The organism is Pseudomonas sp. NIBRBAC000502773 (genome assembly GCF_006517195.1).
In the GTDB taxonomy this organism is placed as follows: domain Bacteria; phylum Pseudomonadota; class Gammaproteobacteria; order Pseudomonadales; family Pseudomonadaceae; genus Aquipseudomonas; species Aquipseudomonas marginalis.
In genome coordinates this window covers 3,458,214-3,479,630 of sequence record NZ_CP041189.1, presented here as the reverse complement: position 1 = coordinate 3,479,630, position 21,417 = coordinate 3,458,214, and the positions used below count along the sequence as shown (strand labels likewise).

Here is a 21,417-nt window from a genome sequence, read left to right as displayed (position 1 = left end):
GCGGTGTTGAATTACAGGTAGAAATCCAGGCGGAAATAGATCGGCGCTTCGCGCTCAGTCATCACGCCAGGTCGCTCGAGGGAGTGGGCAAAGGTCACGCTGGTGCTGACGTTTTTGCCGCGGGCGAACAGCTCGAGGGAGTTACTCGACACCCTGCCGTGCTGGTCATCGTTGTAGCGATCGTTGCGAATCACGCCTTGGTCGTAGCCGACGCTGGCGCCGTACTCGGCGAAGGCCGGTCGCATCCAGTCGAGGGTCACCGGGCGCGCCCAACGCACTTCGTTGCGCCAGTAGCCGCCACTGTCGCCGGTCAGTTGCTGGTCCTTGAACCCACGCACCGAGTACGAGCCGCCGAGGCTCATGCGTTGCGCCGGATACAGCACGTCTTCACTGCGCTGTCCGGTGGCCAGGCTGGAAAAACTCAACGATTCGCCCCACAGCGTGAAGGGTTGCAGGTAGCTCACTGTGGCGGTGTATTTGCGGTAGCGCGGGGTTGGGGTGAGGTTGCCGCGAATGCGTTCCTGGTCGTCCTTTTGAGCGTCAAAGGCACCGGTGCCGTTCTGCATGCCGACATCCAGGTTGACGAAGGCGCTACCGATGCGGCGCCCGTGGTTGATGCCCACCTGGAACTCGCTGAGGCGGTTACTGCTGACGTCCAGGCGCTCGTCGTTGAAGTAGTTGTTGGTGCGCAGATGAGTCAGGCCGACGTTGACCGAGGTCTTGCTCACGTCATCGCGATGCACCACGCGCTCGGCACGCACCTGGTGGTTCTGGCTGTCGCCCGTTTGCTTGTACTTGTAGCCGTCAAGATCGCCCGGGGTGCGGTAATCGCTCTCACTGTAGGTGTAACTGAAGTTCCACCAGCCCCACGGCACGTTGTAGTAGAGCATGCTGTTTTTCGAGGTTTTCTGGTGGTCGCTGATAGCGTCGTGGCCGCCGCGCAGGATCAGTTGGTCGGCCAGGCCCAGCGGGCTGTCCCATTCCAGGCCCGCGCCCCACTGCTGTTCGCCGGTGCTTTTCTGGCCATCGTTGTTGCGCGACAGGCTGGCGCGCCAGGGTTTTTGCGGCTGGTTTTTGACCAGCACTTCACTGCCGCCGATCTGCGTGCCGGGGGTCAGTTCCATTTGCGCCTGTTTGGACGGCAGGCGGCTCAGTTGATCCACCAGTTGCTCGACCTCACGCAGGTTGAGGGCCTCGCCGACCTTGCCGGGAAACGCCATGGCCAGCTCGCGGTCGGTGACCGTGCTGCCTTGGGCGCCCTTCAGGCCTTCGAGTTTGCCTTCGACCACCAGCACTTGCAGGTGGCCGCTAGAAAGGTCCTGTTGCGGCAGGTAGGCACGGCTGGTGACGCGGCCCTGGGCAATGTAGTAATCGGTGATGACCTTGAGCAGCTCATTGAGCTGCGTAACGCCCAGGCATTGGCCGATATAGGGTTTAAGCAGGCGGTTACGGTCGGCAGCGGAGAGACTGTCGGCGCCCTTGAGTTCGATGTCCTGGATGGGGAAGCAGCGTGAGTCCGCAGGCTGTGCCGGGGCCTGTGGCTGATTGCTCTTGCCGGGCAGGTCCTGGAGCTCTTCCAGGCGCCGACGCTGCTCTTCGAGAAGCCGGTTCTGGCGGTCGCGGATCAGGTCCTGATCCCCCGGCGTAGGGGCGGCCAAGGCACTGTTGCCGCTCAAATAAGCAAGCAGCAAAGTGCATAGCAAATACCGAGTCCGTGGCAATAAAAAAGACATGTTCGGTCCGTCGAAAATCAGGGGCCGCGAAACTAACATCGAACTAGCAGTAACCCAAGAAACAGGGCCAGTTGCATGTTCGTGCTAGTTATTCACGCAACACATTGATTAATAACAATAAAAAATCATCAAAAAGATACACGACCTGAAACTGGAAATATTATTCCGACAGGTGGCAGCTGTTCTGATAGCGATTCGTCGGAGAACTTATAAGTTGCCATTACTTGGCCATCAAGTTCTTCCGAGAGAAGTTAGTACCGAAAAAAGCAGATAAGTTCGCGGGAGTTTTGTGAATTGGATCCCAATAATCGGGATCGGCAGGGTAAGAGTCCCATGTGGGGGGCGGTGCGACGATTCGACTTGCTCCCGATAGGGGGTGTCAGCCAAGTATTCATTAGCTGATCGACCGCAATCGGGGGCAAGCCCCCTCCCACATTGGATTGTGGTTTACACCACTAGCTGGCGTCTTTGTTCTGAGACGCGCCAGGCACGAGGGTCAAGCCTGGTTTTTCCACGTCGCGGGAGACGTGGGCTTTGACTTCCGACACGCCGCCGTCTTCGTCGTTGTGGATCACCAGTACGCCCGGGCGGCGCAGTTGCTCCAGGTCGCCCTCGGCGAGGCTGAAGCTCTCGCTCAGGTTCTTGTCGGTGAGGGCCTTGGCTTCGGCACGGCGCTGGGCGAACTTGCGCCCCTTGCGTTGCTGGTAGCGTGCCCAGGTGACCAGGATCACCGCGTTGAACAGTGCGATCCACAGGTAGATCTGCAAGGTATTGAGCGCCGCGAAAATCGGCGCCTCGATACGCGGGCCGCCGTGGGTTTCAAGCATCGAAGTGATCCCGCGCGCCAGCAGCCAGACCAGTCCGGCCCAGGCCATCAAGGTCAGGATCACGTCGATGATCCACATCACGGTACTTTGGCGAGTTCTGACCAGTTTCATGCTCAGGCCTCCTCTTCAACAGGTTTGATACCGCGATCCGGGCTGACCCAGCGCGCGCGCTTCTGGTGCTGGTTGAACAGCACCTTGGGGAAACTGACCAGGGTGGTGAACAGGCTGACCAGCCAGAACACCATCGGGTACCACACGGTCCAGAACAGGGTTTTCCACAGGTCTTTCTCGTAGCGGCGGTCGATCAGGATGCTCACCGCGAACTGCACCAGGCACACCATCGCCAGCACCAGGCCGGTAAAGGCCGGCGGGACCAGGGAGTCCACCGTGATTGCCGGCGGCAGCACGATGAATTTGCCCAGGCCCCAGAAAATCACCGAGAGCAGGAAGGTGAAGGCCCAACCGGTGGACAGGCAGTATTCGAACAGCAGCGGCCACAGGTAGCGATGGCGCCATTGCCAGATGCCACGAATATTCTTGAACAGCACTTCGGCACCGCCCTGGGCCCAGCGCAGGCGCTGTTTCCACAGGCCGCCGACGGTCTCGGGCATCAGGATCCAGCACAGCGCGCGCGGCTCGTAGAAGATGCTCCAGTGATCGAGCTGCAGCTTCCAACTGACATCGATGTCCTCGGTGATCATGTCGGTGCTCCAGTAGTCGATGCGGTCCAGCGCCTTTTTACGGAACGCCACCACCACACCCGACACCGTGAAGATCCGCCCGAATACGCGCTGGGTGCGCTTGATCAAGCCGATGATCGAGGAGAACTCGCCCACCTGCACGCGGCCGATCAAGGTCGAGCGTGTGCGGATGCGTGGGTTGCCGGTGACGGCGCCCAGGCGCGGGTTGTCGAGCATCGGCGCGACCATGTAGGCCGCCGCGTTTTTATCCAGCAGCGCATCGCCGTCGATGCACACCAGGTATTCGCTGCGCGAGGCCACCGCCCCCATGCGCAAGGCCACGGCCTTGCCCTGGTTCTGCGCCAGGTGCAGCACCCGCAGGCGCGGATGTTCCAGCGCCAGGGCATCGAGGACGGCGGCGGTGTTGTCCTTGGAGCCGTCGTTGACCGCGATCACTTCGATGTTCGGGTACAGCTGGCCCAGCGCCGCATGAATGGTGTCGGCGGCGTTATCGCCCTCGTTGTAGCAAGGGATGATGATCGAGATCAGCGGGTTGCCGGCCAGGGTCGGTGCCGGAGTGTCTTCCTCCCAGGGCCAGTGGCGCTCCCAATGCAGCCAGAAGTACAAGCCACCGGCGATCCACAGCGCCGACATGAACAGCGGGTAGAAAAACACGAAGTCCATCAGGAACTGCCCGGTGACCAGGAAGATCAGGCCCAGGGGCACGCCTAATACGAGTGCCAGCACGAATAACGCCAGGATTCTGTCGAACATGGTCAAGGATTCCATTGGTTGGAAAGGGCCGGACGCACAGTCTTCAGGTCCGGGGAATTTTCCAGGAAGTTGTCCGGGTAGTAGCCAAAACTCGTGACACCCTGGCGCTTGAGCACACCCATCCATTCAGCCATCTGTACAGCGTCGATATCCGGCGCGGCCTTGGTGCGCCAGTCTTTGGCCTGCAGTTCGAATACGGTGCGTTCCATCGCGCCGGGACGCGCCTTGACCGTCGCCACCAGCTTCTCCAGCCAGGCATTGGAGGTCTTGTACTCCTGGCCTTCCATCAGCGGCATGGCCATCGGCGCGGTCCAGTCATAGGTCTGGAGGAAATCATCGAGGTTCTGGGCGAACCAGGCCTCGCTCGCCGGGTTGAGCATCGGCTCGGCGAAGATATTGCGCGCGGTCTGCACCTGCGGCCCGCCGATGGCGTGGACCTTGGCGGTCAGCTCTTTGGTGAAGTCGATCAGGTAGCGGCTCTTGAAGCGCGTCCAGCGTTGCATCACCGCCGGGTCGGCGCGCAGGGCCTGGATGCTGCCCGGCAGGCCGTTGGCGGCATAGGCCTTGAGCGCGGCGGGGCTGGCGTCTTCGAAGTCCGAGAGCACTGCGTCGTCGTGGTACAGCACGCCGTCGATGGCATTGTTGCGCGCCAGGTCTTCATAGATCTCGCCAATGATCTTGCGCACCTGCGGGTCGAATGGCGACAGGCGTTTGTATTGGTCAGGGTCGGTGGCGACCTGGCCGGTTTGCGGGTCCCAGCGCGTCACGCGGGGCAGCTTGGGATCGAGGGCAAAACTCAACACCGGCATCCACGCATACACGGCGGCATGGGCACGGGTGTGCAACTGCCAGGAGACGCGGTTGAACAGGTCGGCGCGCACCGGCAAGTGACGGTTGGGGAAGTACAGTTCGTGCACCAGGCCATCACCCTTGGGATCGGCGAAGGCTTGCAGGAACACCGTACCGGCGCCCATGTCCACCACGCGCTGCACCAGTTGGTCGAGGTTGCGCGCCTGCTGGGCCGGGTCCGGGTCGTAGACGTTGTCCAGGTCCACATGCAGCACCCGCAGCGGTGCCGGGGTTTGCACGGCGACGATGCTGTTGGCGAAATGTTCGCCGTCCGGGTCGGAGGCCACCAGGAAGCGGGGGCTGTTCATCAGGTCACTGGAGCTGTCGAGGCCGTCTTCCAGGGTCAGGGCCATCTGGTAGCCCTGCTCGCTGACGATCGCCAGCGAGGTGCCCTTGGCGGCGCCGTACGGCCACACCCATACCCGTGGTTTCTTGCCGGTCACGGTTTGGATCTTGTTGGAGATCGCCGAGACATCCGCCCGCATCCGCGCCTGGAACTGGGCCTGGCTTTCATAGCGGCCCGTGGCCGGGTCATAGCGCAGCGAGGTCGCCGCCGGCTCGAGGTTGCCCTGGGGGTTGGCGAGGATCCCGGTGTGGCTGGCATCGGTGTGTGCGGCGATTTCCACCAGGCCGGACTGGGACACTTCGCGGATCTGCTGCCAGGTGAGGAACTCGCCGCGCGGCCGTGGCGAGCCGGCGAAGTCCACCGGTTTGTTCATCGGCGTGTCGATCCAGTAGCCCACCGGCGCCAGCAAGGCCGGCCAGCGATAGGCGCGCAGGATCGGCATCACGCGGGTATAGAAGCTCGAATAGCCGTCATCGAAGCTGAGCATGATGGCTTTGGGCGGCAACGCGGGGCCGCCATTGCGGGCGGCCAGGATCTGGTCGACGCTGACCGCCTGGTAGCCGTTCTCCCGCAGCCAGGCCAGCTGTTCGATCAATCGCTCGGTGCGTACCGCCACCACGGCCTGGTCAGGATCACGGTCCGACACGTCATGGTAGGCAATGCCCAGGAAATGGTTTTTCGGCCACGCCGTTTCGTTGGCCGGTGTCGGCCGCTCGGCGGGTGGAGTGAAAGGCGCGGGTTGCTGGGCGCAGGCACTGGCCAGCAATACGCCCAGAACCAACAAGCAACGGCTGAGGAAGGTCATGGTCAGGCTCTTTTAGAAACGGTAAGTGAGGTCGACGAGCAGACGCAGATCGCGTTCGCGATCCCCGTCATAAGGTCGGCTGATCAGGCTCAGGTTGGCGCCGGCGTCCAGCACGTCATTCCAGCGAAAGCGTTGGCCGTAGCCCACCAGACCGATGCCACCGGTGGAATAATCCCGCTGGCTATAGGTACCCGCACCGACCTGGAACTGCTGACTCCACTGGGTCTCGTAGCGGTGATAGAGCACATGGTTGATGTTGAGGACGGGCAGCACGGTGAAATCCGACTTCGGGTTGAAGTACACCGTGTCTTCCTTGCTGTTGCGGCTGGCGCCGACTTCCAGGCCCAGGTCCACTTGCACCTTCGGTGAGCTGTAGAGGCCTTCGCGGCCGCTGAGTAAGGCTTCGAAGCGGTCGTTGCCATCACTGAAATGGGAGGGGCTGAGGGTCAGTTTCCATTCGCGGCTTTCGTTGGCGCGCCAGCGGATAAAGCCGCTGCCACCGTTGGCCGTGACACCGTCATTCAACGCCCGCAGCGGCGTGGTGCTCAGGAGGTAGCCCAGGCTGCCGCCGTATTGCCAGTTGTCGTTGATGTCACGGGCAATCGACACCGCGGCGCCTTGTTTGGAGCCATCGCCGTAGGAGTGGTTGGACACCTCGGCTTCAATGGTCATGTCGCGGGTACGCCGCTCCACGCCCACGACCTGCCAGCGATGCTGGCCCGTGCCTTCGCTGAAATCGGCCTTGGCGTACCCGGCGCCGGCGAATACACGCCAGTCTTCGTCGATGGGCGGCGTGTAGATCCGACTCTCAATGCCCCAATCGCGGCTACCCGCGACGGCACCCGCGTCACTGTCATTGCCGCCGCCAAAGCTTTTGCCGGTGTACGCCTCGACGCGCAGTTCGGCCATGTCATGCACGTCGCGCAGGCGGCTCAGGCGCTGCACCTGGCGGTTGTCCGGGTTGCGGGCGAGCACATCGTCGGTGAGCACGTCGAGCTGGCGCCACTCCTGCAGGTCCATGGCGGTGTAGGCCTGGCTCACTTCCAGGCCGATATCCCGAGGGGCCTGGGCTTCGGTTTCCTTCAGAATGCCTTCGGCACGCCGTGGCAGTTCGCGGGCGCGGTACATGTCAGCCTGGGCCAGGCGCAGGCCGACGTTGCCAGGGGCTTTCGCCACCAGCGCTTCGAGGCCGGCTTCGCTGCCCGGCAGGTCGCCGCCGTAGACGCCGGCCTGGGCCGACAGTTGCTGGGCGTCCATCCACGCATCGTTGGGGTTGCCGATGGGCAAGCCCTTGAGCTCGACCCGCGGGTTCTGGCTGTTGGCGAGGCTCTTGGCGACCTCGTTGGCGTCCTCGGCTTTATCGCTTTCCTGCAAGGCGTAGAACAGCGCAGTGGTGTCTTCGACCCGATCATCGGGCTCGGCGTCGGGGGCGCTCAGGGCCTGGCGATACAGCGGCTCGGCTTTTTCCGGCTGGCGCTGGTCCAGGTAGGCCGCAGCCACCCAACGCACGGCGTAGGTCGGCAGTTGCACGCCTTCGGCCTTAAGCGTCTCGTATTCGCGGATCACCTCGGCGGTACGCGCCCGCGCCTTGAGTGCACCGAGACGGTCGATGCGCCAGCGCACCACATCGTCATGGGCGCTGGCGTCCGGGGTCCAGCGGGCGAGCAGTTTGTCGTAATCCGCCAAGGCGCGGTCGGCAATCACGTAGCGTTCTTTTTCGCTGCGTGTGGCGAACTCGGCCATGCGCACACGCTCGGCAGCGAGGTCGCCTTCCAGGCGGCGCTGGGTCACCGGGTCCAGCAGGCCAGGACGCTGGGCCGACAGGCGCAACGCGGCTTCCGGCAGGCGGGCCTTTTGCAGGGCGACGATGTATTCGCGGGCGACGTCAGGCTTGTCGCCGGCGCGGATAAACGCCTGGTCGAACTCGAACAGCGCGTCGTAGTTCAAGCCGGCGCGGGTCAGTGCATAGCCCAGGGCCATGCGACGGTTGGGGTCATCGGGCTTGGCGGCGACCAATGCGCGGGTACGTTGTACCGCTTCGTCCGCCTTGCCGCCGTCGGCCTGGGTCAGGGCCAGGCCCAGTTGCAGGTCGACGTTATTCGGTTCACGCAGCAACGCCTGGCGATAGACGGCCTCAGCCTGGGCCCATTGCTTCTGGTTGCGATAGGTCCGCGCGACGGTGGCGAGCGCCTGGGTGCTGAGGTTGCGATGTTTACCCTGGGCCTCGTACACCTTCAGCACTTCGGCGTCCTGGCCGGCCCAACCGGCGATCACCACATGATCGCTGACCTGGCCTGGCGTCTGGCGCTCGGCGGACAGTTGGCGCAATTGAGTCAGGGCCGGGGTGAAGTTGCCGTTGCGCGCCTGAATGATCAGCGCGTCATAGGCCGGATCGGCCATGGCGAAGGCGGGCATCAGTAATTGGCTGCATAAGGCGGCCCCGACGAGCAGTCGCAACCGGCCTGATGCACTGAGTGGTAGGTTTCGCAACATATCGTGAGCTTCCTTACACACGGAAAGCTGTAACGATAGGTGGTCCTGAGCGAATTGCCGCAGGGTGCCGGCGTCCAATGACCCGGCCTAGCTTTCCTGTGTGAACTATCTCTCAGGAAAGTAGGGAAAAGACCAATCCGGAACAATTGTTCAGAATTGCGCGGCCCGCCTGAAATGTGAATGTGGGAGCGGACTTGCCTGCGATAACGGGGTGCCAGTCAGTACGTGCGTCGACTGTTTGACCCTTATCGCGGGCACTCCCGCTCCCACATTATTTATTTCCGGGCGATGGCGAACGCTTTACTGGCCGCCGCTGACCGCGCCGAACTTGGCCATCACAAACCCAATGAACTGCTCGACGGTCATCTTCTGGCCGTTGAAGGTCACTTCATTGTTGGCGTAGTGCAACTTGGACACCACATCGCTGCCGACCAGGGTCGCCAACTGAGTGCCGACCGCCATGCCGCTGACCATCTCGGCGGCCATCTGGGACTGCTGCTCGATGGCTTTCGGGTCGGTCACGCCACCGAGTTGCGCCTGCAGGGCAGCCACGTCACCGATCATCGGCTTGGACAGGGTCAGGTTGGCATCCAGCAATGCAATCATCTGCTTGCCCAGCTCAACCGGCGGCAACTCCATGGAGGCCGGCTTGGCCAGGTCCACCAGCAGGTTGAATTTGCTTTCGCCATGGGTGGTTTTCAGCGACAGGTTTTCCACGGCGATCTGCGGCTTGGCGGCCAATACCTGGTTGACGTTGGCTTCGGCCAAGGCCTGCTCGGCTTCGGTCAGTTGCAGCTCAGGCGTGGGCTGGCCCGCTGCGGCAGCGGCTTGCACCGGCTGCATCTTGTCCTGGTACAGCTTGGTCAACACCAGCATGGCCGGGATGTCGACGTTCTTCATGCTCAGGGCCATGGCCGCCGAACCCACGGGTTTGCCCTGGTAACCGATCTCGTCGATCTTGTAGTCGACACGGCCGGCCAGGTTGTTGTCCTTGGTTTCGCTGGAGTCTTTCTGCTCGAAGCCTTTGACCGTCAGCACGGCTTTCTGCGGGCCGAAGGTGAACGTGCTGTCGGTCAGCTCAACGGTGTTTTGCCCGGTGTAGAAGCCAAAGGTGGATTTTTCCAGGTTGCTGGCGATGGTCAGGCCAGCCAGTTCGGCCTCGAAGGCGTCGCCCTTGGCATCTACCGCTGCGATCTTGAGGCTGTTCATGAAGCCGTCGGCCTTGACCTTCTGGCCTTCGGCGGTGCTGTCGAAATTCAGGTTGGCGCCGGAGAAGTTCACCGAAGACGTGTCGTCCTTGAACGCCAAGGGCAGCAATTCGATGTTGCCGTTGACCGAGCGGCTGTAGCCGATATTGGCCACGCCCTTGAGCGGCGACACGTCTTTGGCGGCGGCGAACCACTTCTCGGTGGTGGGGTTCTTTTCCAGTTCGTAGTGACTGGTGGCCATGACCGGCAGCCATTTGAGCGTCACCAGGCGCGAGAACGGCAGCGGGCCGTGCTCGATATGGTCGACGAAGAGCAATTCGGGATTGGGGTTTTCTTCGCCGAACACCGAGCCTTGGCCCTTCAGGCGGTAGTGCGCGGTGCTGCTGAACACGCCACGCTCCAGGGACACCAGCTCCAGGGCCACGGTGCCATCGACGCCGGCCATGGAGGTCTGCAGTTCCTTGTTGGCGTTCTGGATCGCGGTTTGCAGCACCGGTTCCAGTTGTTTACCGGTGTACCAGGCGCCGCCTGCACTGACGACGCCTACGGCGACAACTAAACCCAAAAGAACGACTGCTGGCTTATTCATGAAGTGACCTGATCAAATCCTGTGAGAAGTGGGCTGTCTTCCTTGAACCCCGTAAGGGTTGGCTCAAGCCCGCCGAAAACGGGGGAAGATTAGCACTGGCGGCCGCAAACGGCCCAGCTTTCTCAGAGGGGTCAGGCGTGCAGTTGGTTCACGAATACTCCAACTCGATCTCGTCGAGCTGGTGGTCAAAACTCTTCAGGCGCGCCGTCCAGGTGTACACCAGCACCTCAAACTCGCGGTGTATCACCGCATTGCCGGGCGTGTCGGACTTGGGGTCGCAGAAGTCCAGCTGGTAGCGCTCCCGGGCCATCTGTGTGGCGACGTCGGACAATTCCCGCGCATTATTCAGCCAATGCCGGCCATCGGCGACCTGCCGATCGAGGGCCACACACTGTTTTTTCAGGACTTCGAGGCTTTTTTCCAGGGGCGTGCCGGTAAGGTCGCCCATGACTTCCTGGAAGGTGCGCCCCGGCTGCCAATAGCTGCCCCAGAAATAGCGGTCGAACACGGTTTCGACCCGACGCAGGGCGACCTTGGTGTCCCAGATCGCGACGCGGGTCTTGCCTTGTTCGAGGAGTTTTTTCTTCACGCGCTGGTTCTGGTAGGACGCCCAGGCCACCACGCCGATGGACAGGGAGCCGATCACCAGGCAGGCGCTGTCGAGGAACACCATGGCCTTGTCGAGTTGGTGGGCGAGCATGACGCCGTAGAAATACGCGGCCGATAACAACACCAGTGCGAAGAGCACGCACCAGAAAGCGGGAGCATAAGGGTTTTTCATTATTGGAATCCCCATGAGCAAACGCGAGCAGTGTCAGGCGAGTCGTCACGGCGACCCGCCTGTCCAAGCATAGCTATTCGCTCAGGGTTTGCCGGGCTGTGACGCTTGCGTTCGTCCGCTTCCCCAGCCGCCGCCCAGGGCCAGGAACAGATCGATCTGGCTCATGGCAACCTGGGTATTCGCCGCCGCCAGTTGCGCGCGCATCGCGGTGTAGGTGCGGGTGGCTTGCAGGTCGGCGAGGAACGATTCGCGGCCGGCCTGGAAGAAGCGGTGGGTCTGGTCTGCCGCCTCCTGGGCCGATTGCTCGGCGTCCGCCAGCGCTGCGCGCCGTTGCAGCACGGCGGTGTATTGCGCCAGGCCGGTCTGGGTTTCGCGGATGGCGTTGAGGACCACCCCGTCAAAATGCGCCAGGGCGCCCTGGGTCGCGGCTTCGGCCTCGTGGATGCGTGCACGGGCGCCGTTGGTCGGCACCGTCCAACTGATCATCGGGCCGAAACCCCAGCGGTTGGTCGCGGGCTGGCCGAGGTTGTCGAGCAGGCCCACGGTGCCCACCGTGGCGCCGATGGCGATGTCCGGGTACAAGGCGCCGGTGGCCACGCCGATACGCGCGGTGGCGGCGGCCAGTTGGCGCTCGGCCTGGCGCACGTCGGGGCGACGTTTCAGCAGCGCCGCACCATCGCCCACCGGCAACAGCTGGGCGATGTGCGGCAGCTCGGCGCAGGTGCCGGTGCCCGCCGGCAGTTGGTCCACTGGCTTGGCCAGCAGCATCGACAGGCGAAACAGCCCGGCCTGGCGCGCCGCTTCGTAGCGCGGCATGTCCGCGCGCAGGGATTTGTACTGGGTTTGCGAGCGGGTGACCTGGGTTTCATCGCCACGGCCCGCGTCACGCAGGCGTTGGGTCAGTTTGGTGCTCTGGGCTTGCAGGTCGAGGGACTCGTTGGCAATCGCCAGTTCTTCGTTGGCCGCGCAGACCTGGGTGTAGGAGCGCACCACATCGGCCACCAGGGTGATGCGCGCGGTATCGGCGGCAGCCTGGGCCGCATCGGCGCTGGCCTGGGCGCTTTCGATGCCACGTTGCAAGGTGCCGAACAGGTCGAATTGATACGAGGTGGTAATGCCGACGCTGCCGATGTTATCCACCGGCACTTTGTCCGCCTGCAAAAACGCTTCGCCGGATTCCTGCAGGCGCTGCACTTCGGCCTTGGCGCCGGCACTCCAGCCGCCGGCGGATTCAGCCTGTTGGGTCTGATAACGGGCACGCTGCAGGTTGGCCGCAGCCACCCGCAGGTCGGTGTTGGAGGCCATGGCCTGGCGTACCAGCTCGTCCAGGCGCGGGTCTTTGTACAGCTTCCACCAGTCGGCCGGCACCGGCGCCGACACCACGTCGTTGCCCTTGCCCGCCAGTTGCCCTTGCAGGTCAGCGCGGTTGACGGCAGACGTTTGCGGCAGCTTGTAATCCGGCCCCACCACTTGGCAGGCCGACAGCAACAACCCCAGCGCAGCGGTTGCCCACAACTGCTTCATGGCTTGGCTCCCTCATTGGGTTTGTCGCCAATGATCGACACCGTGGCCGTACGCCCGGCGATCATGCGGAAGTCCGCCGGGACATCGTCAAAGGCAATACGCACCGGAATCCGCTGGGCCAGGCGCACCCAGCTGAACGCCGGGTTGACGTTGGGCAGCAGGTTCGAGCCGCTGCTGCGGTCGCGGTCTTCGATACCGGCGACGATGCTCTGCACATGGCCGTGCAGGCGAGCGTTGTCGCCGATCACACGGATGTCCACGCCCATGCCGACGTGGATGCCGTCGAGCTTGGTCTCTTCGAAGTAGCCGTCGATATGGAAGGAATTGCTGTCCACCACCGACAGCACCGGCCGCCCGGCGGTGACGAACTCCTGGGTACGCGGTGCGCGGTCGTTGACGTAGCCGTCCACCGGGCTGCGGATCACAGAGCGGTCGAGGTTGAGTTGGGCCGAATCCACCGTCACTTGCGCTTCGGCCAGGGCCGATTGGGCGCGGGCAACGCGGGACTGGCTTTCTTCCAGCTGCTCGCTGGGCACCAGGTTGCCGAGGCCACGGTTACGCTTGTACTCGCGGCTTGCCTGGGCCAGGGTTTCCTGGCGGTCGGCCACGGCGGCCTGGGCTTGGCGCAGGGCCAGCTTGAAGCGGTCCTGGTCGACGGCAAACAGTACCTGGCCCTTGGTCACCAGTTGGTTGTCGTGCACATCGACGCGCTGGATCAGCCCGGACACGTCCGGCGCGATCTGCACGATGTCGGCACGGATGTGACCGTCACGGGTCCAGGGCGCAAACATGTAGTACATGACCATGCGCCACACAACGACGACCGCGAAGCTCACGATCAACAACGTCAGGACTACACGGCCGATGGTCAAAAAAGGTTTTTTCATGTCATCAGGTATCGACTGAGTGAGTCCACCGCGCCCAGCAACAGCGCGTAGAGCCCCACATTGAACAATGCCCGGTGCCAGACCAGGCGATAGAAGTGGACGCGGGTCAACAGCCCGTGCACCACCAGGAATAACACGTACGTAATGCCCATCAGCACCAGCAGCGTGGGCAGGAACACCCCGCTGATATCCAGATCACCGATCATAAAGGCGCTCCATCGGGTAGCGGCGCTTCCATCTCCGTGCCGCCAATGAATTCCACACCCGGCAACAACGCCAGGCGCAGGCCGGCCAGCGCGTGCAGCAGGTGCAGGCGAGTATCGTCTTCGTCTTGCAGGCCTTGGCCGTTGAGGGCGCGACGCGTGCGGTCGAGGGTCATCAGCAGACCGCTGGGCGCGGGCAAGCGTTCACCCGCCTTGAGGCAGGCCTTGAAGTAACCGCCCACGCCCTCCACCACCTGGTTGAGCAGCACCCGCGGCACGCCGAGGATGCGCGGCGAATAGGCCAGCAGGTCGAGCAGGTTGAGCGCGACGCGCAGGTCGCGCAGGGCGATGCCGGTGTCCTGGCCGATCATCGCCAGGCGTGGCAGGTGCTGCATCAGGCGGTCAAGCATTTGCACGGCCAGGTAGCGGTGTTCGTTCAGGGTGGCGGGCTCGGTCAGGCCGACGATGTCGCGCCAGCTGAAACGGGTCAGGCGCTTGGCCGCCAGTTCGGCGCCGAAGGGCCGGGCGATCAACGTCCACACAAAGGCGAACAGCAGGCCCACGGGCCCGGCCAGGTTGACGTTGGCGAAGTTAAGAAAGTCCGCGTCGTAGGCGCCCTGGATGCTGATGAACGACGAGGTGTTCACCAGCGTCAGCAGCATGCCCAGGTAAAAACGCGGCTGCACGGTCAGCGTGCCGATGCAGATGAACGGCACCGCGAACGCCAGTACCAGCATCGGGAAATCGTGCAGGTTGGGCAGTACCAGGAACAGGTAGAGGCTGGCGAACAGCACCGACATGGCGGTCCAGAAAAAGAACCGATAGATCTGCGGTGCCGGGTCGTCCATCGAGGCGAAAAAGCTGCAGGCCACGGCTGCCAGGATCACCGCGCTGCCGCCATCGGTCCAGCCCAGCAGGATCCACAGCACTGACGCGACGATGATCGCGGTGACGGTGGAAAACGCCGAATAAAGCATCAGGCCATGGTCGAGGAACGGCGTGAGCCGGCCCAGGCGCCAGTGACGGTACACGGCACGCCAGGTGTCCTGGCTTTCGCACTGGATGGCGGCTTGCAGGCTGCGGCAGTCCTGCCACAGGTCGATCCACTCGCCCAGGCGGTAGAGGGCGTTGGAGAACAACAGCGTGTGGCGCTCGTCCAGGGCTTCGCCTTGGGGTTGCAGGGCGTCGACCTGGTCACGCAGGGCGCGCCAGCGTTCCAGCGGTGCGCTTTCGGTGGTGTTTTCCAGCCACTGCCGGGTGGCTTCCAACAGCGGCGTCAGTTGCTCGAGAAACTGCGGCGCACGCTGTTCGACGGCATACAGCGCATCGTCGAGTTCCTCCACCAACGGCAGCAGGTGGATCATGCGCCCGCGCAATTCCTTGGTATTGCGCACCGTCTGCGGCCGCGCGCCTTCGTGGGGCAACTGGCCGATCATCAATTCAAGGGTATTGAAGGTGGCGACCATGCCGCCGCGCAGGGCGCTGACTTCTTCCGGCTGCACATTGCGGGAAAGAAAACGCTGGCTGTAGACCTGGGCGTCGCCAAACCACTTGGCCACCGCGCCATCGAACACCGGCATCAGCCGCCGCGGCCAGAACATCGCGCCCACCACCGCCGCGACCGCAATGCCGAGGAAGATTTCCTCAGTCCGCGCTTCGGCCACATCCCACACCGCCAGCGGGTTATCCACCACCGGCAGGGCGATCAGCGGCAAGGTGTAGCCGGCCAGCATCAAGGCATAGTTGTTGGCGGTGCGCAGGTGCATGGAGAGGAACAGCAAGGTGCCCGTCCACAGTGCGATCACCACCACCAGGATGTACGGCGACTGCACGAACATCGGCACAAAAAACACCGCCGCCGCCGCCCCCATCAAGGTGCCGATGGCGCGGTACAGGGCCTTGGAACTGGTAGGCCCGACAAACGGGCTGGAGACGATATACACCGTGGCCATCGCCCAGTACGGACGCGGCATTTGCATCAGCATGGCGATGTACAACGCGATCATCGACGCGGCGAAGGTACGAACCCCATAGAACCAGTCACGGGCGGGCGGAAAGCCGGTAAAAAATCCGTTCAAAGCGTCGCCGCCTCAAAGGCCCGCAGTACGCGCAGCGCGGCTTCCATGTCGGCGGTCGGAAGGTCCGCCAGCACTTCGCGGCGCAGGCGCACCAGTTGCACCTCCACCGCCTGCACCAACTCGCGACCACGCTCGGTGAGGCTCAGGGCCTTGGCGCGGCGGTCGTGGATGTCTTCGGTACGGCACACATAGCCGTCATGGCACAGCCGGTCGAGCAGACGCACCAGGGACGGGCTTTCCATCCCCGACGCTTGGGCCACTTTGACCTGGTGCACCCCGTCGCCCAGGCGGCCGATCATCAACAGCGGCACGGCGCAGGCTTCGGAGATGCCATAGCTGACCAGCGTGCTCTGGCAGATTTTGCGCCAGTTACGGGCGCCCACCACCATGCTGCTGCTGAGGTTCATCTGGAGTTGTTCGAGGGATTGAGGCACTGGATAGTTCGCATACAGTTAGTTTGCTAACTATCAATATGGCCGAGGGATCGAATTGCGTCAAGTTTTGAAACAATTTAGCGATGGATGGAGCGATTCAGTGACAACACCGCAGGACGAATGTGGGAGGGGGCTTGTCCTAAGGCCAGTCAGTTAGGCGCACATCGCCTCCTGTAGGAGCGAGCTTGCTCGCGAAAAACGCCAACGATAACGCGGGCTTCCTGAATGAACGCGGCGCCTATGAGTTTTTCGCGAGCAAGTTCGCTCCTACAAAAAGCCTTCACTGACTGGCATTAGGACAAGCCCCCTCCCACAATCGGATCGGTGTCGGCTTCAGGATTGCTGTGCGGCCTGGCCATCCAGGCGGCGCTGGTTTTGGTCCATCACATCGTGCAGGGGGATCCGTGTGGCCGTGACCAAGTGGATGGTTGGGTCTGTGCAACCGGCTTATTGCCCGCTCAGTCTCCTAAGCGGCCCTGCTGGAAAACGTCAGCACCTTTTGCTCCACCGCCAGACGCTCCAGATTTTCACTGCCTCGGACGCAACGACTAACGCAGCCATTAACACCAAGTTGTAGTCAGGAAAAAACTGAGCACCTACCAGCAACAGCGAAACAGAAGGCACAATAAAAGCCAATCGCAAGGGTGTTTGGAGGTAAGTAACCCACCTCACCTGTTCACGTCCAAGAAAGAACAGTAAGCACGAGATTACGATGGAAGCTTGCAGCAGCATGGCAAAGCCGAACATGTATAACTGCACAACACTATGATCACGCAGCACCCATAAAGCACTTTCAAAATCGCTTAAATAAGGAATCCTTCCCTCTATTGCGCTGGCCACCGCATACCGAATCAGATAAATGGCATCCATGACTCCCCAAAACCAAAAAACATGCTTGCGCGTCATCTTCCTGCTTCCTTGTACTCATAGGCCACATCTGGTGTTACAGGCTGCCAATGCCATGACTTACCACCCACCTGCCAGTTGTCATCGCCCTCCAGATAACGTTGTTTTATATGCCGCAGCTCTCCATATCGACGCTCAACTGATCGGTGGGTAAATTGATCATCTCGACTATCATGCCTTACCCACCGTTGAGTCATAACTCTAGTGGTGTTCGCGAGATCTTTCCCATCCGAGAGAAATACTCTTCCCTCATCAGCTGCTGAAACTAACCGATTAGCAGCGAGTATCGCGGTATTTTTAATTCCATCGTAATCGATGCTTACCTTCTCCCATTTGCCAGGCCCAACATACAGTCGGCGTCCCATTAGATGTCCATATTTGACGCGACATTCGCGACTTAAAGGGAGAAAAGGATAGTCCATCACAAACAACCACTCACCGGCTGCCAGTTTATCCAAAACCCGCCGTTGGTCTTTTTCAGCGGAGCAGCAAACGGGAGAAAGACCGCACTCACTGAGCAGTTCACTCAACCCGGGCAGCGCATACGGGGCACGAAAAAACTCTCGGACTTTTAGTCCTGCAAAATAGGGACTCTCGATCTTTGTGAGTTCATAGCTTTCAATTTCGTTGCGTGGGACCAAGCGTTTCATGTTGTGTCCAGAGCAGGGAGTTAGCGCCTGTTAATAGCGAGCTCCTCCCACCGGCCACTATCGTCCACTTCCGCTTAGTCGATAGGAAATTTCCCAATGTCGCGCAGAGCATTCCCCACCTCCTCTTCAATAAACTCAAACACCTCCTCCGATACGCTGTACTGAAACTGCTTGCGTCGGTGCTTGGAAACCTTGCCCTCGTTATCCAGGCACATCATCACCAGCTTCGACAGATCACTGCCGCGCACATCAAAGCGTTGGTTCACGGCCTTGATCACGCGGTCGTAGCGGTCCAGAAATTCGGTTTCTTCGCGCAGTTCCACTTCCAGCGCGCGGCGGGCCATTTGCAGGGTGAATTCGACGCAGTGGGTGGCGTCCCAGTAGCGGTAGATCGAGGGGTGGCCGATGAAGTCGAAGGCCATTTGATCGCCGTCCAGCCACGTGACGTTCCAGAATTCCCGCGTCGGTTGGGAAAAGGCTTTGAGTGCCGCCAGATAGGCTTGCTCTTCGTGTTTCATCGCGACGGACACCGGTAGCAGCAGACCGTTTTCCAGTGCACCGTAATGGCAGAGCGTCTGATGGATCAGGAAGCGCGACAATCGCCCGTTGCCGTCCATAAACGGGTGCAGGAATACGAAGCCGAAGGCAGTGACTGCCGCAGCTACCAGGGGGTCGACTTCACGTAATGGCTGATTGGCGAAAGCCATCAGCTCTTCCATCAGTTCCTGGCAAAGTTCAGGGGCTGGAGGAACATAGCTGACGCCCGCCGCGCCGCGCAGGCCGTTGTGCAGATGATTCTGCTCATGGCGAAACGCGACAGCTTTGTCGAAGGGGTTGGAGACGGTGCTGTTCTGCAGGTCTACCAGGTAGTCCTCGGTCAGCAAGCGGCCTTCGTGGGCCTGGCGTAACAGTTGAACGAAGCGGCGGGATTTTTCTTCGCTGGGTTGTTCTTTTTCGATGGCAAACGAATCACGGGTTTCGTGGAGGTAGGCACACTGGATGGCACGGTCCATCATTTCGGGTGGGAGGGTGGCCATGAAGGATTTGGCGCGGCCCAGCACATTGAGCGCCAACAACGCGTCCAGCTCAGGCGTTCGCTCCACGGTGGCGCAGTAATGCAAAGAACCCAAGCCGTTGAAATCCACGCGCCAGCGGCTGTTGCGGATGCTGGGTCCGGTTACGTAGCGCTCGGGATCGAATAAGGCAACGACGCGGCCTCGAACGGGTTTTGAATAATCCAGGGCCTGCCCAGTAAATCCCTCCCATAGAAAACAAGCTTTGCGAATGAACGCACCATTGGGCGAATCCGCCAAGGCAACCAAAAAGGGCTCAGGACCAAGCCGTTCAAAAACCTGGGCGAGCACGGCCAGGTTCACGCCTTCATGCTTGAGAGCAAATAGCACATGCTCAAATAACGCAGCATGCGCGGGCGCCACAGCGGCCGGCACAGCCAGACAAGTGCCGATTCGAGTGATTCTGGTCACGGGTTTAATCATCGCAACACGGGAGGGCGCAATAATCTTTAGGTCCAGTACTTCACATAGATGGGCATATCCGACTGTTGCCAAGGTGAATCCCCCAAGAAAAAATAACCCAGGCGATTAGAGCCCAGATTTTTTTACTGCTCACCTTTTTTTTTTACAAAAACACAATTTCCAAAAGATTTTTTTACACCCCTCGCCCACCCCGCAACATCAGATTCAACTCATCCACCACTTCCGCCCAATCGGCATCGTCCAAAATTTCCTCGCGCAAAAACGTTTTCTGGCTGTCTGTCCAGAAAAACGCATCTGCCAATTTAAGATCCGGCTTGAGTGGCGAGTGGGTGGTCACAAACTGATCAATACTGACCGGGTCATCCGGCAGTCCAAGCTGTTTGAACAGTGACGGCAAGCTGTGCACGGGCGATTGCATGGCGGGCTCCTAAGAAGAGGATTTCCCAGAGTCTAGTTCAGGCGCCAGCCAGGCCAACAATCGCTCGACACTCTGCGGTGCCGACAGCGCGCCGGTGTCCAGTACCAGCGCAGCGGGAGGGGGTGGCTCGTAGGGCGAACCAATGATCACGATCTGCCCGTTGTCCACCCGCAGCGCCGCTACCCGGTTAGTGGGCGACGGCACGCGGCACCGGTGCGGTAACAATGTTGCCGGCGGCCCAGGCTGACTCACGGCTGGCCAGCGCTGTGGCGATGGTCTGTACGCGGTCGGAGTCCAGTTGTTCCGGCAGCGGGTCGAGCCCGGCGCTGGCGAAGATCTGGCCGTAGGCGTTGCGCAGGTCGGCGTAGGCCAGGTCGCGGCGCAGGTCGGCTTGCAGGGTGTTGAGCTCGCCCTGGATCAGGTCGAGTTCGCCCAGGCCCGCCGCCTGGTGGCGGTTGCGCAGTTGGGTGAGGATCTGCCCGTCGATATTGGCCAGTTGTTCGTTGGTCTTGAACTGGCGTACGGCATCCTGGAAGTTCGCGTTGGCCACGTAGATCTGCGCCAGCACCGCGATGGACATCGCCTGGCGGCGGGCGGTGGCGACCTCTTCCCCGGCCTTGGCGACGTCGATGGCGGCCGGGGCCGAGATCACGTTGAACAGGTTCCAGGTGATCTTGGCGCCGTAGTCGGCCCAGCGGTTGTCCACCAGGAACGAGTTGCTGTCGTAGTGCCCGCCGGCGCTGAATTCCAGGCCCGGAAGCAGGCGCAGCATGGCTTTGCGGGTTTCGGCGGCGCTGATGCGGGTCTGGTAGTCCTGCTCGCGCAGTTCAGGCCGGTTGGCCAGGGCTTCCTGTTCCAGGCTGGCGAGGTTGACCTTCAATTGCGGCACGCTGTAGTCGTCCGGCGTGGCCAGCTTGAGGTCGGTGCCCATCGGCAGGTTGATCAGGGTCGCCAGTTCGGTCTTGGCCAGGGACAAGGCACGGCGCTGCTCCTGCAGCTGGCGCGTGGCTTCGATCAGCGAGCGCTGGTAGCCAAGGGCCTGGACCGGGTCGCCGATGCGTTGTTCGCTCATGCTCTGGCTGTCGGTCTGGGCTTGGTCGACCCGCGCCATCAGGCTGTCGATCTGGCCGAGCAAGCGTTCGGCCGCCACGGCGCGCCAGTAGGCCGAGCGCACGTCCTGAACGATGGTGTTGATCACCTTGCGGCGGCGTTCCTGGATGATCAGGCGCTGATCGCCTTGCTGCTTGGCGCTGATGTAGCTGACGCCAAAGTCGAGCACGTTCCACACCATGGTCAGGTCCGCCACGCGGCGGTCGCGATCCTGGGAGGTGGACGGTTCCAGGGACTGGGTGCCGGTGCGCACGCTCTGGCTGCTGGAGGCGTTGGTGTTGTTGCGCCCGGCGTAACCGGCCGACAGCGCCATGCGCGGCAGCATGTCAAAGCTGGAGAGGTCGGATTGACGCTTGGCCAGCGCCTCTTCCATCACCTTCAAACGACCTTCGAGGTTGTACTTCACCGCACGGGCCATGGCCTCGTGCAGGGTCAGCGGGCCGCTCAGCGGTTCCTGATCCTTGTACATACCCTGCAGGTCACTACGAGCGCGCTGCTCGCTGACGCTGCGCTCAATCGGCTTGCTGGTGACCGCACAACCGCTGATCGCCAGCACCAGCAGGCTGGCGCCGAACAACTTGTGACGTGTATTCATCCTTGTACTGCCCCTGTTCCTGCGCCGAAAT

The 21,417-nt window shown here is 61.8% G+C and carries 18 protein-coding genes; all 18 read right to left on the bottom strand.

Going from position 1 to position 21,417, the window contains the following annotated elements; genetic code table 11:
• Positions 1–11 precede the first annotated feature (11 nt).
• The 18 genes from NIBR502773_RS16140 to NIBR502773_RS16055 all read right to left on the bottom strand — a co-directional run bounded on the left by NIBR502773_RS16140 (position 12) and on the right by NIBR502773_RS16055 (position 21,386).
• Positions 12–1,733, bottom strand: a complete 1,722-nt coding sequence (locus NIBR502773_RS16140) for a ShlB/FhaC/HecB family hemolysin secretion/activation protein (RefSeq protein WP_141156429.1) — start codon at positions 1,731–1,733, stop codon at positions 12–14.
• Between the two features lie 455 nt (positions 1,734–2,188).
• The gene (gene pgaD, locus NIBR502773_RS16135) at positions 2,189–2,671 is read right to left on the bottom strand and encodes a poly-beta-1,6-N-acetyl-D-glucosamine biosynthesis protein PgaD (protein ID WP_108574897.1); all 483 of its coding nucleotides are present in this window, start codon (positions 2,669–2,671) and stop codon (positions 2,189–2,191) included.
• A 2-nt stretch (positions 2,672–2,673) separates the two neighbouring features.
• A complete protein-coding gene (gene pgaC, locus NIBR502773_RS16130; protein WP_027608081.1) occupies positions 2,674–4,014 on the bottom strand; it encodes a poly-beta-1,6-N-acetyl-D-glucosamine synthase in 1,341 nt (446 codons plus the stop codon).
• A 2-nt stretch (positions 4,015–4,016) separates the two neighbouring features.
• Positions 4,017–6,014, bottom strand: coding sequence for a poly-beta-1,6-N-acetyl-D-glucosamine N-deacetylase PgaB (pgaB, locus tag NIBR502773_RS16125; RefSeq protein WP_141156428.1), 1,998 nt, complete (start codon positions 6,012–6,014; stop codon positions 4,017–4,019).
• A 12-nt stretch (positions 6,015–6,026) separates the two neighbouring features.
• A complete protein-coding gene (pgaA, locus tag NIBR502773_RS16120; RefSeq protein WP_141156427.1) occupies positions 6,027–8,507 on the bottom strand; it encodes a poly-beta-1,6 N-acetyl-D-glucosamine export porin PgaA in 2,481 nt (826 codons plus the stop codon).
• A gap of 300 nt (positions 8,508–8,807) precedes the next feature.
• Positions 8,808–10,304: a YdgA family protein gene (locus tag NIBR502773_RS16115; protein WP_141156426.1), complete on the bottom strand. Its 1,497-nt coding sequence runs from the start codon at positions 10,302–10,304 to the stop codon at positions 8,808–8,810.
• Between the two features lie 148 nt (positions 10,305–10,452).
• A complete protein-coding gene (locus NIBR502773_RS16110; protein ID WP_027608077.1) occupies positions 10,453–11,085 on the bottom strand; it encodes a hypothetical protein in 633 nt (210 codons plus the stop codon).
• Between the two features lie 81 nt (positions 11,086–11,166).
• Positions 11,167–12,609 carry an efflux transporter outer membrane subunit gene (locus tag NIBR502773_RS16105; RefSeq protein WP_141156425.1) on the bottom strand — a complete coding sequence of 481 codons (1,443 nt, stop codon included), beginning with the start codon at positions 12,607–12,609 and terminating at the stop codon, positions 11,167–11,169.
• Positions 12,606–13,496, bottom strand: coding sequence for an efflux RND transporter periplasmic adaptor subunit (locus NIBR502773_RS16100; protein WP_065941017.1), 891 nt, complete (start codon positions 13,494–13,496; stop codon positions 12,606–12,608). The genes NIBR502773_RS16105 and NIBR502773_RS16100 overlap by 4 nt, the downstream gene beginning before the upstream one ends.
• Positions 13,493–13,702, bottom strand: a complete 210-nt coding sequence (locus tag NIBR502773_RS16095; protein ID WP_012721577.1) for a DUF1656 domain-containing protein — start codon at positions 13,700–13,702, stop codon at positions 13,493–13,495. The genes NIBR502773_RS16100 and NIBR502773_RS16095 overlap by 4 nt, the downstream gene beginning before the upstream one ends.
• Positions 13,699–15,777, bottom strand: coding sequence for an FUSC family protein (locus NIBR502773_RS16090; protein WP_141156424.1), 2,079 nt, complete (start codon positions 15,775–15,777; stop codon positions 13,699–13,701). Before NIBR502773_RS16090 ends, NIBR502773_RS16095 begins: the two co-directional genes overlap by 4 nt.
• Complete coding sequence (locus NIBR502773_RS16085; protein ID WP_065941015.1) at positions 15,774–16,184, bottom strand: MarR family winged helix-turn-helix transcriptional regulator; 411 nt, start codon at positions 16,182–16,184, stop codon at positions 15,774–15,776. Before NIBR502773_RS16085 ends, NIBR502773_RS16090 begins: the two co-directional genes overlap by 4 nt.
• A 516-nt stretch (positions 16,185–16,700) precedes the next feature.
• On the bottom strand, positions 16,701–17,117 hold the full coding sequence (locus tag NIBR502773_RS16080) for a hypothetical protein (RefSeq protein WP_141156423.1): 417 nt from the start codon (positions 17,115–17,117) through the stop codon (positions 16,701–16,703).
• Positions 17,114–17,767, bottom strand: coding sequence for a hypothetical protein (locus NIBR502773_RS16075; protein WP_141156422.1), 654 nt, complete (start codon positions 17,765–17,767; stop codon positions 17,114–17,116). The genes NIBR502773_RS16080 and NIBR502773_RS16075 overlap by 4 nt, the downstream gene beginning before the upstream one ends.
• 74 nt (positions 17,768–17,841) lie before the next feature.
• Positions 17,842–19,335, bottom strand: coding sequence for a Fic family protein (locus tag NIBR502773_RS16070; RefSeq protein ID WP_141156421.1), 1,494 nt, complete (start codon positions 19,333–19,335; stop codon positions 17,842–17,844).
• 100 nt (positions 19,336–19,435) lie between these two features.
• Entirely contained in the window at positions 19,436–19,681 is a 246-nt protein-coding gene (locus NIBR502773_RS16065) for a DUF2789 domain-containing protein (protein WP_141156420.1), read from the bottom strand.
• Between the two features lie 9 nt (positions 19,682–19,690).
• Positions 19,691–19,885, bottom strand: coding sequence for a hypothetical protein (locus NIBR502773_RS16060; protein WP_373682348.1), 195 nt, complete (start codon positions 19,883–19,885; stop codon positions 19,691–19,693).
• Positions 19,869–21,386, bottom strand: coding sequence for a TolC family protein (locus NIBR502773_RS16055; protein WP_141156419.1), 1,518 nt, complete (start codon positions 21,384–21,386; stop codon positions 19,869–19,871). Before NIBR502773_RS16055 ends, NIBR502773_RS16060 begins: the two co-directional genes overlap by 17 nt.
• Between the last annotated feature and the right edge of the window lie 31 nt (positions 21,387–21,417).

Excerpts from the sequence above, each read along its gene's own strand:
- NIBR502773_RS16140 (WP_141156429.1), bottom strand. The coding sequence starts at position 1,733 with ATGTCTTTTTTATTGCCACGGACTCGGTATTTGCTATGCACTTTGCTG.
- NIBR502773_RS16080 (WP_141156423.1), bottom strand. The coding sequence starts at position 17,117 with ATGACGCGCAAGCATGTTTTTTGGTTTTGGGGAGTCATGGATGCCATT.
- NIBR502773_RS16110 (WP_027608077.1), bottom strand. The coding sequence starts at position 11,085 with ATGAAAAACCCTTATGCTCCCGCTTTCTGGTGCGTGCTCTTCGCACTG.
- NIBR502773_RS16095 (WP_012721577.1), bottom strand. The coding sequence starts at position 13,702 with ATGATCGGTGATCTGGATATCAGCGGGGTGTTCCTGCCCACGCTGCTG.
- NIBR502773_RS16055 (WP_141156419.1), bottom strand. The coding sequence starts at position 21,386 with ATGAATACACGTCACAAGTTGTTCGGCGCCAGCCTGCTGGTGCTGGCG.
- NIBR502773_RS16075 (WP_141156422.1), bottom strand. The coding sequence starts at position 17,767 with ATGAAACGCTTGGTCCCACGCAACGAAATTGAAAGCTATGAACTCACA.
- NIBR502773_RS16065 (WP_141156420.1), bottom strand. The coding sequence starts at position 19,681 with ATGCAATCGCCCGTGCACAGCTTGCCGTCACTGTTCAAACAGCTTGGA.
- pgaD (WP_108574897.1), bottom strand. The coding sequence starts at position 2,671 with ATGAAACTGGTCAGAACTCGCCAAAGTACCGTGATGTGGATCATCGAC.
- pgaB (WP_141156428.1), bottom strand. The coding sequence starts at position 6,014 with ATGACCTTCCTCAGCCGTTGCTTGTTGGTTCTGGGCGTATTGCTGGCC.
- NIBR502773_RS16085 (WP_065941015.1), bottom strand. The coding sequence starts at position 16,184 with ATGAACCTCAGCAGCAGCATGGTGGTGGGCGCCCGTAACTGGCGCAAA.
- NIBR502773_RS16115 (WP_141156426.1), bottom strand. The coding sequence starts at position 10,304 with ATGAATAAGCCAGCAGTCGTTCTTTTGGGTTTAGTTGTCGCCGTAGGC.
- pgaC (WP_027608081.1), bottom strand. The coding sequence starts at position 4,014 with ATGTTCGACAGAATCCTGGCGTTATTCGTGCTGGCACTCGTATTAGGC.
- NIBR502773_RS16105 (WP_141156425.1), bottom strand. The coding sequence starts at position 12,609 with ATGAAGCAGTTGTGGGCAACCGCTGCGCTGGGGTTGTTGCTGTCGGCC.
- NIBR502773_RS16100 (WP_065941017.1), bottom strand. The coding sequence starts at position 13,496 with ATGAAAAAACCTTTTTTGACCATCGGCCGTGTAGTCCTGACGTTGTTG.
- pgaA (WP_141156427.1), bottom strand. The coding sequence starts at position 8,507 with ATGTTGCGAAACCTACCACTCAGTGCATCAGGCCGGTTGCGACTGCTC.